The sequence below is a fragment of the Microbulbifer sp. YPW1 genome (genome assembly GCF_013367775.1).
Classification (GTDB): Bacteria; Pseudomonadota; Gammaproteobacteria; order Pseudomonadales; family Cellvibrionaceae; genus Microbulbifer.
Window position 1 is genome coordinate 3800247 of the sequence record NZ_CP055157.1, and the last position, 14284, is coordinate 3814530.

Consider the following 14284-nt stretch of genomic DNA (forward strand, 5'->3'; position numbering starts at 1 on the left):
GCCCTGATTGATTATTTATTAATCTGTTTGGCCGGTAACATTGCCTTTCTTGGTGCTAGCCCCGAGAATAGGCGCCCCAATAAGTAGAACTATGCTGTCTGTAATACAGCCGAGACGGGTTTTGAACATGTCTTTGGTAAAGCGCACTATATCGTCCGCACTGCAGAATCCTGCGGCGTCCGGTGGAAATACAGCCCGGCGCAGTCTGTTGGCTACGGCGGCCGTCGTAGGCGGCTGGCTCGCGGTCAATGTGATGGCGTATGGGCATCTGGCGGTCCCCGCTGAGGCAGATGGCGGCCTGCTGGCCGAGCGCAGCACGCGGTCAACCCAGTCGAATGCCGCAGCTTCTCTTCCTACTACACCCTTTTTCGGGGTTGCCGCCGTCAAGAACGAGGCGGAACCCGAACTGGATCTGGCCAATATTCCGATTACCCAGCTGAACCTGGTGCTTTCCGGAGTCCTCAGCAGCAGTGTCAACGACCACGCCAGTGCGCTGGTTGCGGAGCGCGGCAAGCCCGCAGAGCGTTTTTACGTTGGGCAGAGTCTGCCCGGTGGCGCAGAGGTCTATTCCGTCGAGGTCGATCATATTATCCTTCGTAGGAACGGTCAGATGGAAAAACTGACCTATCCGGATGCAGATGGCCGACCTACTGTTCCCAAGCAGTATGCGAACTACGCCCGCGAGGCATCCCGGGTGATCAGTGCCAACGCCTCCTCCAATCGCGCGGACAAGCAGCAATCCATCCGCGATCGCCTGGAGAAGCTCCGGGAGATGGCCCGCCAGCGGCAAGGGGCGCAGCAACGCTAAATTCGCACGCGCGCCGGGGGGTACGGCGCGTTTTACAAGACCGTAAATTTACCGACCAAATAAGAATTAGAGTCAGACTTATAATGATGAGCGTGTATCACCGACGGCTGGTTGCAGCCGCCCTGGGTTTTTTGTTGTCGTTTTCGGTGCTGGCTCAGTCTTCCCCGGAGAGGGTTACCCTTTCACTGGATAACGCCGATATTCGCGACCTGATCAACTGGGCCGCGGACTTCACCGGCAAGAACATCATTGTTCATCCCAATGTCAAAGGTAAGGTGACGGTGGTCGCGGGTGATCCGATGACCCATCCGCAGGCCTTTGATGTGTTTATGTCGGTACTTCAGGTCAATGGCTTCAGCCTGGTAGAGCAGGGCGATGCCTGGAAAGTGGTGCCCGATGCGCTTGCCAAGCAACAGGCCATCCCGGTGATCGATGACCAGACCCGCGCGCCCGGAGAAGCCCTGGTGGTGCGTACTGTCCGGGTCGAGAACATTTCTGCCGCGCAGCTGATCGCCATGCTGCGCCCACTGATTCCCCAGACAGGCCACCTGGCCGCCTACGCCGATACCAACACACTGATCGTCGCCGACCGTGCGGCGAACATCGACCAGATCGTGCGTTTGATCAAGCAATTGGATAGGGCTGGTGCCATCGATATCGAGCTGGTACCCCTAGCGTTTGCCTCCGCGAAGGAGGTCAAGCAGGTCATCAACGAGCTCCTCCAGGGCGGCGGCAAGCAGGCGGGTAACGATGTCCAGCCGCTGCGCATCGCCGTGGACGAGCGCTCCAACAGCATTCTTCTTACCGGTGATCCGGTTACCCGCCAGCAGCTCAAGAAAGTAATCGAGCGGCTTGACCAGCCCCTGGCCGGGGAAGGCAATACCGCCGTGGTATACGTGCAGTACGCCAGTGCGGCCGATCTGAAACCGATCCTCGAGGGGATGAGCGGCAGCATCCAGAAAACCGAGAAAGACCAGCAGGTGGCTGACGTCGAGGTGAGCATCCAGGTCAACGAGGAGTTGAATGCGCTGGTGCTCACCGCTCCACCGTCTCTGCTGGAGACCATGAAAGGGGTGATAGCCAAGCTCGACGTGCGCCGGGCGCAGGTGCTGATTGAGGCAATTATCGTCGAAGTGACTGAGGGCACCGGCAACAAGCTCGGTGTGAAGTGGATTGCGGGCGATGACGATGACGTGTTCGCCGGTTTTGAAAACGACTTTGCGGAAACACCGATCATCGACTCTGATGGCAACGTGCTGTCCGAGGTCAATCCATTCTCCCTTGCGCCCGCGAACCTGGCCCGCTCCGGCCTGAACCTGGGCTTCCTCAGCGGTACCGATGTGCGTGTGGCGGTCAATGCCATGGCCAGTGAGAACAACGCGAATATCCTGTCCACGCCCACCATCATGGCGCTGGATAACGAGGAAGCGGAAATTCTGGTGGGCCAGAATGTGCCGTTTATCACCGGCGAGCAGTTGCTTTCCGGTAGCAACAACGACCCGTTTACCACGATTCAGCGCCAGGACGTGGGTACCACGCTCAAGGTCACGCCACGGGTGAATAACAACAATTCCGTCACACTGGAAATCGAGCAGAAAGTTGAAAACGTTCTGCCGGTGGCCAGTTCGGCAGCCTCGGATATCGTTACCAGCAAGCGTGAGATCCGTACCAAGGTACTGATCGACGATGGCGCGATTCTGGTGTTGGGCGGTCTGATCGAAGACAAAGTCACCGAAATCAACCAGAAGGTGCCGCTGCTGGGCGACATTCCCGGAATCGGTCGCCTGTTCCGCAACTCGGACAAGGAAGTTGCTAAAACCAACCTGATGGTGTTCCTGCGCCCGAAAATTCTCAGCACGCAGATTGCTGGGTATGAAGAAACCCGCAAGCGCTATCGCGATATGCAGGAGAAACAGCTGCAGTTGCGTGGCAATACCAGCCGTCTCTGGGACTGGAACCACGGTGAGGTCATGCCGGATCTGCTGCCGCCTGGCTCTGGCAATGCGACAGAGGGAGATGTACTCCCGGTGGAGCCTGAGGACGTCAAGTGATGACGGATCTCGCGTTAAAACGATTGCCTTACGCCTTCGCCAAGCGCCATCAGGTGCTGTTGGCGGAAGTGGATGGAACCCCCGTCTGTCAGTATGTGGCGCCGCTGAACCCCAGTGTTCTGGCTGAAGTCCAGCGCCTGTGCGAGACCCCACTCGGGATTGCCGCGGTTGACGCAGAGGTGTTCCAGGAGGCGTTGCAACGCCAGTACGAGAACCGCGAAGGCGGCAACCTCTCGGATGTCGAGGGGCTGGGTGACGACCTGGATCTGGCGGCAGTGGCCGATTCCCTGCCGGAAACCGAAGACCTGCTCGAGCAGGAAGACGACGCGCCGATCGTCAAACTGATCAATGCCATCTTTGCCGAGTCGCTCAAGCAGGGCGCCTCGGATATCCATATCGAAACATTCGAAAAACGCCTGGTTGTGCGTTTCCGCGTGGACGGTGTCTTGCGCGAAGTGTTACAGCCGCGGCGCGCGCTGGCACCGCTGCTGGTATCCCGTATCAAGGTAATGGCAAAGCTGGATATCGCCGAGAAGCGCGTGCCCCAGGATGGTCGTATCTCGCTGTTGATGGGGGGCCGCGAAGTGGATGTGCGGGTCTCCACCATGCCGTCTTCTGCCGGCGAGCGCGTGGTGATGCGACTGCTGGACAAGCAGGCGGGAAAAATGGACATGCGCCAGTTGGGAATGGCGGAGCGGGACCTCAAGGTCATGATGGACCTGCTCGGGCGTCCCCACGGTATCCTGCTGGTAACCGGCCCCACGGGCTCTGGTAAAACCACCACCCTGTATGCGGGCCTCGCCAGTATCAATAATCGGGAAAAGAACATTCTTACCGTGGAAGACCCGGTGGAATACAACCTGGAAGGGGTAGGGCAGACTCAGGTCAACACCAAAGCGGATATGACTTTTGCCCGGGGCCTGCGCGCGATTCTGCGACAGGACCCGGATGTGGTGATGGTGGGTGAGATCCGCGACCTGGAAACCATGCAGATCGCCATTCAGGCGAGTTTGACCGGACACCTGGTACTTTCGACCCTGCACACGAACACCGCACTGGGCGCGGTTACCCGTCTGGTCGATATGGGGATCGAGCCCTTCCTGCTGTCATCCAGCGTGATTGGTGTGCTCGCCCAGCGGTTGGTGCGGGTGCTGTGCCCCGAATGTCGCCAGCCCCACCCGGCGGACAGCTTTGAGTGCAGGGTGCTGGGTGTGGATGAGAGTGTTGGCGCGACCATCTACCGTCCAGGTGGCTGCGAGAAATGCAACCACAGTGGTTATCTTGGTCGCGTCGGTATCTATGAACTGGTGCCAGTGAATGAGAAACTGCGGCAGATGATTCACGACCGCGACTCCGAGAGTGCGCTGGTCCAGGAGGCCCGAACACTGGGGCCGAGTATCCGCGATGACGGCATGGCCAAGGTGCTAGCCGGAACCACTTCATTGGAAGAAGTACTTCGGGTAACCCAGGAGTCCTGAAATGGGTGCATTCGAGTACACCGCCCTCAACAGTGGTGGCCGCAAAAACCGCGGCACTCTGGAAGCCGACAGCGCCAAGGCGGCGCGGCAACAGCTGCGCGCAAGGGGGCTGATTCCCCTGGAAGTGACGGCTGCTTCCGAGTCTTCCGGCTCCGCGGGGGCAAGTATCCTGTCTGGCAGCCCGGGGCTGAGTGTCAAGGCGCTGGCGTTGCTTACCCGTCAGATCGCGACGCTGTTGCGCGCCGGTATTCCCCTCGAAGAAACCCTCGGCGCCATTGCCAATCAGTCCCGCAACCAGAAAGTTCGCCGGATTGTGCTTGCGGTGCGAGCCAAGGTGCTCGAAGGCCACAGCTTTGCGCAGGCGCTGGCGAGCTTTCCGCGCGCGTTCCCCAAGCTTTACCGGGCCACGGTGGAGGCGGGAGAGCATTCCGGCCACCTGGACGATGTACTGGAGCGTCTCGCCGATTACACCGAGAGCCAGCAGCAATTCCGGCAGAAGGTACAGCTGGCGTTGATCTACCCGCTGGTACTGGTGGTTATCTGTGTTCTGGTGGTTACCGGTCTCATGGTCTATGTGGTACCGGATGTGATTGAAGTATTCACCGGCACCGGCCAGCAACTCCCGCTGGCGACCCGGATACTGGTTTCGATCAGTGATTTCATTTCCGCCTGGGGCTGGCTGATTCCCCCGGTGATCATTGCCCTGGTGGTGTGCTGGACACTGCTGTTACGGCGCCCGGGGTTTCGCTATCGCTTCCACCACCGCCTGCTGGATATGCCGGCAATCGGCTGGCTGGTGCGCGGTGGCCAGAGTTCACGCTATGTGGGTACCCTGGCGATCCTGACCGGCAGCAGCGTGCCGTTAGTGCAGGCCATGGGTATTGCCAGCGGGGTAATGAGCAATGATTTCCTGAAAGAGCGCCTGCAGATAGCGCAGAAGTTTGTGCGCGAGGGCGGCAGCCTGCGCAAGGCTCTGGAGGATGTGGAGTATTTCCCGCCGATGATGACTTATATGGTCGCCAGCGGTGAGTCCTCGGGCACCCTCGACCAGATGCTGGTGCGTGCGGCGGAAAATCAGGAGCGGGACCTGCAGGGTGCAGTAACCGCGTTTGTGAGCCTGTTTGAGCCAATCATGTTGCTGGTGATGGCGGGTATCGTGCTGTTTATCGTAATGGCAATCATGATGCCGATTATGAATATGAACCAGCTGGTCGTTTGACCCCGGGTTGAGCGATCAGGCTCGAAGAACCGGGACCGCGTTTTGCGGCCCCTTAAAGTTTGGAATATTTCGAAAATCTGGTGGCGTCGGCTTGAAGTCCGTTGCCTGAGATCAGTACTCGCGAGGTGAGAAATGAAAAATCTGCGCAAACAAGGGGGCTTTACCCTCATTGAGATCATGGTGGTAATCGTGATTCTCGGGGTGCTGGGCGCCCTGGTTGTACCCAATATCATGGGCCGTACCGGTGAAGCCCGTATGAAGGCTGCCACGGTCGACCTGCGGGCCATTTCCACCGCGCTGGATATGTACCGCATGGACAACTTCGTATACCCCAGTTCCGATCAGGGGCTGGAGGCGCTGGTCAGCAAGCCCTCCGGGTTCCCGGAGGCCAAAAACTGGACCGAGCCCTACCTGAAGAAAGCGCCGAAGGATCCCTGGGGCAACCAGTACCAGTACATCAGCCCTGGCAGCTCGGGTCCCTACGACCTGTTTTCACTGGGTGCCGATGGCAAGCCCGGTGGTGAAGGCGAAGCGGCCGATCTGTTCGCTTCCGAGCTCTGAGGCCTGACAGGGCCTTGGCTATGCGCGTCGCAGCCTGCCGCCAACGGGGTTTTACCCTGATCGAACTGCTGGTGGTGATTGTCATCATCGCTTCACTGGCGGGTATGGCGACGCTTTCCCTGAGCAATAGTGACAGTCGTAACTGGACCGGCGAGGTCCAGCGGCTGGCAAACCTGCTGCAACTGGTTTCAGACCGCGCCTTGATCGACAAGATGCACTACGGAGTGGTGTTCGAAGAGGACAGCTACCAGGTGGTGCGCTACGACACCGCCACCATGAAGTGGCAGACGATCGACTTCTCCGGGCAGGCCGGCGCCTCCGCCAGCGCGCGTCGCTTCACCGCCCATCAGCTCACGCCCAATATGCGTCTGGAAATCCTTTCTCAGACGGAGTTGCCCGGTGCCAGGGATGCCGATTCCAGTTTCGGCGGTAGTCGGGCATCTGGCAGTTCTTCCAGCAAAGATGACAAGGCCGGTAAAAAAGGCAAAGAGGAAGAAATCCTGCCCCAGTTCGCCGCGCTTTCCAGTGGCGAAGTGCTACCGGTGGAAATCGCCTTCCTGCTCCTCAAGGACGGCGATGTAGGCCGCGCCGCGGTCATTTCGTACAGCAGCCTCTACGGTATGCAGCTGGAGTGGCAGAGCGATGAATACTGAGCGCTGCTCAAGTCACGCACTGCGAAATACCTATCGCAGCCAGCGGGGATTTACCCTGGTAGAGGTGCTGGTGGCACTGGTTATTTTTGGGGTGATTGCAGCCAGTGTGCTGAAAACCCTGCAGGACAGTGTGCGACAGCAGGCCGCGCTCGAACAGCGGCTCACGGCCAACTGGGTCGCGCAACAGGCGCTTGCGGAAATCCGCCTGCGTACAGACTGGCCGCCGCTGGGCAAAAAGACCGAGAAGGTATCCCTGGCGGACCGGGATTGGGAAGTCTCCGCAGAAGTCAAAACCACCAATGAGCCGAAAATGCGGCACATCATTGTCCAGGTCGGGATGCCGGAGCAGCCACCGATTCTCACCATTGATTCGTGGGTGGCGCAATCGGTCGGTAGTGCGGCGACCTCAGGCTCGAGCACAGGGGGAGGGCGGTCCCCATGAGCCATCTTCGCAAGACGCCGGCCCGCGGCTTCACCCTGATCGAGATCATGGTGGTGCTGGTGATTGTGTCGATCATCGGCATTGGTTCCTATTCCCTGCTGGAAACTTTCTTCACCACCGACCGGGTGTTGACCGCGCGCGCCGATGAGATGCGGCGCTTGTCCATGGCCATGTACCGCCTGGACGATGATCTGCGGCAGCTCACGGTGAGGCCGGTTAAGAACGCCTATAGCGGCTATGAACCGGCGTTTCAGGGCGTCACCAACGAATTTGAATTTACCCGTCTGGGGGCTGCCAACCTTACGCGCGAGCCGCGCGGCAACGTTCAGCGTCTGCACTACGGACTGGGCTACCCGGATGAGGACGCAGTGAGTCGCTTCGAGCGCGACCCGGACGACGACACCGCACTGCTGTTGCGCAGCCGTTGGCAGATTCTGGACCGGGGGCCGGATTCCGAGCCCATTGCCGAGCCGATTCTGGACGGCATCGTCGATCTGAATGTGCGCTACTACGACCGCGATACCCGCACCTGGTTGGCCCAGTGGCCGCCGGCTTCCTCGACCACAACGCCGGGTGCGGTGGATTTACGTCTTCCGCTGGCGATTGAGATAACCCTGCTCACCCGCACTGGCGGTGAGATGCGGCGAGTATTTCCCCTGCCCGAATACACGGTTTCTGCGGGTGGGGGCAGCTCGTCTGGCGGGACCGCGAGCTCGGGGGGCAGCACCAGTTCCGGCGGCGGAAGCACCGGGAGTTCCGGTGGTGCGGGCAGTGGGGGAAGTACCGGGTCCAGCGGCGGAACGGGTGATGGGAATCGCGATTCCGACAGCGACCGCGGGGAGGGCCAATGATCGTGCGCACACTGAAACGCCAGCGCGGCGTGGCACTGATCACTGTACTGCTGGTGATGGTTATAGCGGTGGCTGCAGTCACTCATGCGGTGACGCGGAACCGCTTGGCGATTTCCCGCACCAGCGCAATCCTGGCGAACACCCAGCTGGCGGAATTTGTACACGGTGCCGAGGCCTGGGCCATTATCGCGCTGGAGCAGGACTTCGCCGATGACCTCACGGCGGCCGCCGCCAGTGACAATCTTCAGGAGCCCTGGGCTCAGAAGATGCTCGAGTTCAACCCGGGAAATGGAAAGATCCGTATACGAATCAAAGACTTGCAGTCTTGTTTTAATGTAAACAATTTAACGGAGAGTCGAGCTGGTGGCGCGGGTAGTAGGGGCGGAAGCGGTGCTGCCGGTAGCGGCTACAGCAGTGTGCTGCAACGCCTGGTGCGTAATCTCGGCGGGCGCAATGAAACCGCCCTGGCCATCGTCGACTGGATCGACCCCGGAGACACGCCGCTGGCATCCGGCACTGAGGACACCGGTTATCTGGGCCTGGAAGTGGCCTACCGCACGCCGGACACATTTATCACCGACGTTTCCGAGCTAAGCGCCGGGCAGGGGATCGAGCCCGAAGAGTGGCGTGCGATCGAGCCGGAGCTTTGCGCGTTGCCCGAGTCCTCTACCAAGGTCAATGTAAACACTGCGTCCGAGGCGTTGCTGTCGGCAATGTATCCCTCGGCAAATATCGCAGGGCTGATCAACCAGCGTGAGGGTGGAATGTTTTTTACCCAAATGGCGGATCTGACGCCATTTAGCGTTACCGGTGGGGGCGAACTGGATTTCAACAGCGCGTATTATGTCGCGCATATTGCTGTGCAACTGGGCCCGGAACACCGGCAGTACTGGGAGTCGACCCTGAAGCTCGATACCACTACCGGTGCAGTCAAAGTCATACAACGCCAAAGACGCGAATTTTCCGGGCAATTATTGCAGGAGTTACTGGGGGACTAATTGAGCCAGGAAATGAAATTACTAAGGCTGCGCGAGCCGGTTGCCGGTTCGCACAGTGGTGAACAGGTGCTCGCAGCGGGCAGTGTTCTGCTACAGCGCTGGCAGCAGGGCGAGTGGCAGGATGTCGCTACCGATGCCGCGTTCCAGCTCGCCTTTGCAGCGGATACGCCAGACTCCGGTTATCAAATTGATGAGTCTCAGACCGGGGTGGATACCCCGGAGTCCGGCGACCATGTCGATGGCCTGGCGTTCGAGCCGGAAGAGCGGGCGATCATTCTGATTCCGGGCAGCTGGGTCTGGAATGGCCTTGAAACCATACCGCGTGCGGCCCGTCGCCAGAGCAGCGCTGTGGGTTACATGGTGGAAGAGCAGCTCGCAGAAGATGTCGAGGACCTGCACTTCGTGTGCGAGCCGGTATCGGGGGATCTTTGCAGTGTGATGGCGGTGGCCAGCGACAAGTTGGCAGCACTGAAAGGGCAGGTGGAACGTCTGGGGTGGCCGGTGATAGCGGCGATCCCGGAATATCGCATCCTTGCCGATACGGACAAACGTTCCGCGGTTTGGCTCGATGCCGAACGCGCGCATTTCTGGCAGGCCTGCGGCAAAGGAATGTCGGTAGCACGTCCATTGGCGGGGGTGATCGCCGAGACTCTGTTTGCGCCAGTTGAGGAAACGGTAGAAGAAGGGCCAGGGTCTCCTGAGGCCGACGATGGATCCGATCTGCGGGTGCTGGGTGATGCTACCGAGCTCGAGCTGGCCACTTTTCAGCAGCTGGCTGAGGTGGCTTCCATTGAGGAATCGCCGGAAACGGCTTTCCTGGCGTCGGTTGGTGCCGTGGTTCCCGGCAATCTACTGAGCGGTGATTTCCAGATTGCGCTCAAGTCCGATGCGGGCCCCTGGTGGAAAAAGCCCGCGATCGCGGTGGCGGCCTGTTTTGTCCTGCAGCTGGTCTTTTTTGTCGGTGCCGGCATCTATTACAAAGTTCAGGCAGGCAAGGCCGATGAAGCGGCAAAGGCCCTGTTTACGGAAATCTTCCCCGGCGACAGCCCCAGTGCCGACCTCCGTCGCCAGATCACCGGATACCTGAATCAGGCCTCGGGCGGTGGCGGCGAGTTTGCCGGCCAACTGCAGCAATTGAGTAAAGTCTGGACAACGGGCAAGCCGGGTGAGCTGAAGTTGCAGTCCTTGCGTTTCGACGGCAACCGAGGTGAGCTGGTACTGCAGTTGCGCGCTGCTAATTTGGGGCAGCTTGACTCGGTGGTTGGCAAATTGAGCAGCGGCCAGTTCAAGGCCGAATTGCTGGCCGCAAACGAGCTGGAAGAGGGCGTGTCCGGACGAATTCGCCTCCGGTAACCGCTTACAGAACCGCGGACGGAATAATCAGAACAAGACTATCCATCACTATGAAACAAACGATTGAACAGTGGCGCCAGAAGTGGATCGCGTTGCCCGCAAGTGACCAGCGGGCGCTGGGTCTGCTGGGGCTTTTTCTGGGCACCATGTTTATTGTGTTTGGGCTTTTTCAGCCTGCCCAATCCTTTTTCGATAGTGCCCGCGCGGAAGCGGAGCAGTCCCGCGAACTTCTCGCGTGGATCGAGAAGCAGCGTCCGCAGTTGGAGCGCATCGAGCGCAGTAGCGGTGGGCAATCTCAAGCCCAGGGAACACTGCTTCAGCGGGTTACCGCGGCAGCGAACAACCACAAGGTGACCATCAAGCGATTCGAGCCTGAAGGCAGCGGCCGTATCCGGTTGTGGATTGATGAAGCCCGCTATCAGGATCTGCAGCCATGGCTCAATACGCTATTGCAGCAGCGCTTTGTGATCCGCTCTGTCAGTGTGGATGCGCTGGCGGAAGAGGGAATGGTGTCGGCACGCCTCACGTTGGAGCGATGACAGAGCTTCCGGGGGGTAGGGGTGTCCGCTGCCACGTGATGTTGCATGTTGCGCAGGTATTCAGGCGGTTGAAGCTAAAAAACATCCGATCTTTCTGGTTTCTGTGATTAGGTTGGGCGAAACCCAAGAATTCTGTCGTTTATAACGATAAATTAGGTTGGTGTGACCTGATATTCCAGTTGCCGTCTGGGACGGAGAGCGGAGATTTCCTCTCACAAATGGCGCCATTTTCTCCCTATACTCAAGGGTATTGAGAAGAAACAGGGGCGAGACCATGCTGCTTCGAGACTCCGGGACCAACCATCTGATTGACGTGGCCGATATCGTCACGCTTGCCAATCCCTACGAATTGACTGTGGTGGGGCGATACCTCTGGGGGGAAGAAATTCAGGACCCGGAGGTGTTCGATAAGGCTCAACTGCAGTTTCTCTCCGGTGAGTCCCTGCCGCGCTGCTGGCATGACAGCCGCTATCGCGATAGGGAGGTCCGTCGTATCAAGTGCGGTACCCGCATCGATGACAGCGACTACTATCAGGGCGCCTGACGCCGGCTGCTGATCGGGGTAATTGATTCAGCACGATCCCGTGGCTTTGTGATAATGCCCGGGATCGAGTTCGTTTGAGGTGGGCCTGGCCCGGTTGGAACTCAACACCTCCTGACTTTCAAGACGCGGAGACACGAGAATCTAGGCCGCTAATTCGTGGTTTCGTACCATTTCCTCCTATACAATACGCGCCAATTTTTCTCCGGCAGATTGGATTGCAGGATGGGTACCGGCGCAAGCCGCTCATTCTTGGTGCATGTGTTTGTGAGAAACCCGGAAAGCTGAAGCGGAAGTTGAGCCATGAGCTTTGAGTTGTTTGAAGAGTACTCCCTGTTCCTGGGGATCGGCGGGTTAATCCTGTTTATGATCTTTATTGTATGGAACCTGGCCAAGGAGTCCAAAGCCGGGCGTTTCGGTACTTTCATCCTGTTTACCGCCCTTGGGCTAGGCTTGCTGGGCTTTGTGGTGAAAACCGTACTGGTCGAAGTCATGGGATTGGGGCAGTAGCGCCTCGCCAGCTCCTTACCCCCCCTTTCGGACACAGGGAGCGTTCGCCGGAATTGTCTTATGCCATTATTTGATCACCCCGAACTGAAAGTTCAGAAAGATCGCAAGGTATGCCGCAACACGGATACCCGCATCGCCAAGTACTCTCGCAGGGGTATGCTGTTCACTCTGGTGGCGTTTGCCATCGCAGTTGCCATTGGCGAGCTCCGCTCCATCGCGCCGAAACTGGTACTGGTGCTGGCCATCGGTCTGGTGCTGGTAACGCTGATTCGCGGCTACTATGTGTTCCGCTTTGGCCATATCTATGCCACTGGCCCCAAACGTTGGCGACATCGTTATTTTCTTGCATCCACCATTGCTGCCGTTTGGTGGGGTGTGATTCTCCTTAGTCACGTTTTCCTTCTCGGGTTCTCGCCCGCCACCCAATTCCTGTGGCTGTACACCGTGGTTTTTTGCGCGAGTGTCGCCTCGGTATTTTCTCCCTACCACCGTTTCCTCACCTGGTTTCTCGCCGGTTCACTGGTACCGGCTGCCTTGCAGGGGTTCCTGACTGCGGACATTCTCGGTGCGATTTACGGCGCGCTGACACTGGCCTTTGTCTGGTTGATGGCACATCAGGCCCGTCGCGAGTCCGAAAACTACTGGGACCGGGTGGCGGCGATGCAGGCGTTGCAACAAAAAGCGAGCAATCTCGCCGCAGCCCGCAAGCACTCCGAGGCAGCCGTTGAAGTTACCAACGAGTTCCTCGCCAATGTTGGGCAGGAATTCCGCAGTCAGCTATCCGATTCCCTCGGTGCCCTGGCGTTACTGGATGGCGACCGCTTGTCGGACCGTCAGCGGGAGTGGGTGCGGCTGGCGAAAAACTCCAATAACCAGCAGCTGAAGCTGGTCGACAACGTGGGAATGTTTACGCGGGTTGCGCGCAAGGATATTCACCTGCGACAGGCGCCGTTCAATCTCGTGCGCACCATGGAAAAAGCATTCAAGTTCGCCGCGCGCTCCGCCCAGCGACAGCGCCTGGAGTTCAACTTCCAGATCAGTGAGGACCTGCCGGTGATGGTGACCGGCGACAACCGCAAAACCGCCCAGTTGATCCGCAACCTGGTGGATTCCGCAACGGTGATCGCCCAGAGCGGCGAGCTCTGGGGTGAGGCCTCTTTTGAACAATTGAGCGGCGAGGAGGGGCAGCTTACCCTGAAGCTAGTCGACAACGGTCGCGGGGAGATCCTGCCGGACGAATCCGAATTGTTCGGTGCTTTCTCACGCATGGATACTACCCAAGTCACCACTGGCCTCGGTCTGAATATCGCCAAGGGGCTGGCGGAGGCGATGGGTGGCTATCTCCAATTGCACTCGTCGGACGACGGCAACCGATACGTGGCGGTGGTTAAATTTGCGATCGAACCCAATCAGCGAATCTACCTGCAGGCCGATCGTCGCCTGCAGGATACCGATGTGCTACTGCTGCATCAGAAAGGACTGTTCGTCAGCGGTATCGTGCAGATGCTCCAGTCATTCGGCATGAATGTGACCAGCAAAAACTGGGACGATGGCAGCACCGAGCCGATGGATCAGTTGATGCAAGCGATGGACCGTGGCCAGCTGGTGGTTCTGGCTCCGGCCATGGGAGATGCGCGGATGTTGAGTGGGATCACCCAGGTGATTACCTCATCCCAGGCCGCACCCAAGAAGTTCCCACTGCTGTGCATGGGCGGCTATGGCCATAAACTGGAGTTCACGCCGCTGGCGGCGGCGGAGCCGGAAGCCCAGTACCTGGCGCGGCCGGTAACGCGCAAGGAGTTCCACGATTCGGTGGTGCTGCGTTTGTTCGGCGGAAGCAAAAAAGCCAGCCGCCGGGTCGTCTGTGCCAATGCTGAGGTCAACCGGAAGCGCAAGCTGCTGCTGATAGAGGAGTCCCGCCAGCATCTGGGAGTTACCGAAGAGATGTTGCAGGCGCTGGGCTATCAGGTCGAGGTCGTCGCGGCAGTGGAAGACGCGCTGGCCCGTCTGCCGGATAACAATTACGACCTGGTACTGGTGGATTGCCAGCAGAACACCGCGCACAGTGCGGAAATCATTGAGCAGCTGCGTCTTTGGGAAAATGAATTTTCCCCTGATGACCGTCTGCCTATCGTCGCCCTTACCAGTACGACGGAAGAGCAGTTTGAGGGTCGCTGTCTTGCGGCGGGCATGGACGACTATCTCACCAAGCCCCTGAGCAAGGACAGCCTTGCGGAGACGCTCGAGCGCTGGCTCGGTGAGTGAAAAAAGGCCTGTCGT

At 59.0% G+C, this 14284-nt stretch carries 14 protein-coding genes; all 14 read left to right on the top strand.

The features are described 5' to 3' along the window. Positions 1-127 precede the first annotated feature (127 nt). The 14 genes from HUW35_RS15415 (at position 128) to HUW35_RS15480 (ending at position 14269) form a co-directional block, all read left to right on the top strand. The gene (locus tag HUW35_RS15415) at positions 128-808 is read left to right on the top strand and encodes a type II secretion system protein N (RefSeq protein ID WP_181253120.1); all 681 of its coding nucleotides are present in this window, start codon (positions 128-130) and stop codon (positions 806-808) included. An 83-nt stretch (positions 809-891) separates the two neighbouring features. Further along, on the top strand, positions 892-2859 hold the full coding sequence (gspD, locus tag HUW35_RS15420) for a type II secretion system secretin GspD (protein WP_181253121.1): 1968 nt from the start codon (positions 892-894) through the stop codon (positions 2857-2859). Further along, positions 2859-4337, top strand: coding sequence for a type II secretion system ATPase GspE (gene gspE / locus HUW35_RS15425; RefSeq protein ID WP_181255748.1), 1479 nt, complete (start codon positions 2859-2861; stop codon positions 4335-4337). Before gspD ends, gspE begins: the two co-directional genes overlap by 1 nt. Before the next feature lies 1 nt (position 4338). Then, positions 4339-5556 (top strand): type II secretion system inner membrane protein GspF, encoded by a 1218-nt coding sequence (gene gspF, locus HUW35_RS15430; RefSeq protein WP_181253122.1) that lies wholly within the window; start codon positions 4339-4341, stop codon positions 5554-5556. Positions 5557-5688: 132 nt separating this feature from the next. Beyond that, positions 5689-6117: a type II secretion system major pseudopilin GspG gene (gene gspG, locus HUW35_RS15435; RefSeq protein WP_181253123.1), complete on the top strand. Its 429-nt coding sequence runs from the start codon at positions 5689-5691 to the stop codon at positions 6115-6117. Between the two features lie 20 nt (positions 6118-6137). Further along, positions 6138-6770 (top strand): type II secretion system protein, encoded by a 633-nt coding sequence (locus HUW35_RS15440; RefSeq protein WP_181253124.1) that lies wholly within the window; start codon positions 6138-6140, stop codon positions 6768-6770. Continuing rightward, on the top strand, positions 6760-7212 hold the full coding sequence (gene gspI, locus HUW35_RS15445; RefSeq protein WP_181253125.1) for a type II secretion system minor pseudopilin GspI: 453 nt from the start codon (positions 6760-6762) through the stop codon (positions 7210-7212). The genes HUW35_RS15440 and gspI overlap by 11 nt, the downstream gene beginning before the upstream one ends. Then, positions 7209-8063, top strand: coding sequence for a type II secretion system minor pseudopilin GspJ (gene gspJ, locus HUW35_RS15450; protein WP_181253126.1), 855 nt, complete (start codon positions 7209-7211; stop codon positions 8061-8063). Before gspI ends, gspJ begins: the two co-directional genes overlap by 4 nt. After that, positions 8060-9061 (top strand): type II secretion system minor pseudopilin GspK, encoded by a 1002-nt coding sequence (gene gspK, locus HUW35_RS15455; protein ID WP_181253127.1) that lies wholly within the window; start codon positions 8060-8062, stop codon positions 9059-9061. The genes gspJ and gspK overlap by 4 nt, the downstream gene beginning before the upstream one ends. A 12-nt stretch (positions 9062-9073) precedes the next feature. Then, on the top strand, positions 9074-10414 hold the full coding sequence (gene gspL, locus HUW35_RS15460) for a type II secretion system protein GspL (protein WP_181253128.1): 1341 nt from the start codon (positions 9074-9076) through the stop codon (positions 10412-10414). A gap of 50 nt (positions 10415-10464) precedes the next feature. Next, positions 10465-10953, top strand: a complete 489-nt coding sequence (gene gspM / locus HUW35_RS15465; RefSeq protein ID WP_181253129.1) for a type II secretion system protein GspM — start codon at positions 10465-10467, stop codon at positions 10951-10953. Positions 10954-11227: 274 nt separating this feature from the next. After that, complete coding sequence (locus HUW35_RS15470) at positions 11228-11497, top strand: acetyltransferase (RefSeq protein ID WP_078085091.1); 270 nt, start codon at positions 11228-11230, stop codon at positions 11495-11497. Between the two features lie 300 nt (positions 11498-11797). Beyond that, entirely contained in the window at positions 11798-12004 is a 207-nt protein-coding gene (locus HUW35_RS15475; protein ID WP_078085092.1) for a DUF2788 domain-containing protein, read from the top strand. Between the two features lie 60 nt (positions 12005-12064). After that, the gene (locus tag HUW35_RS15480) at positions 12065-14269 is read left to right on the top strand and encodes a hybrid sensor histidine kinase/response regulator (protein WP_181253130.1); all 2205 of its coding nucleotides are present in this window, start codon (positions 12065-12067) and stop codon (positions 14267-14269) included. The last annotated feature ends 15 nt before the right edge of the window (positions 14270-14284 follow it).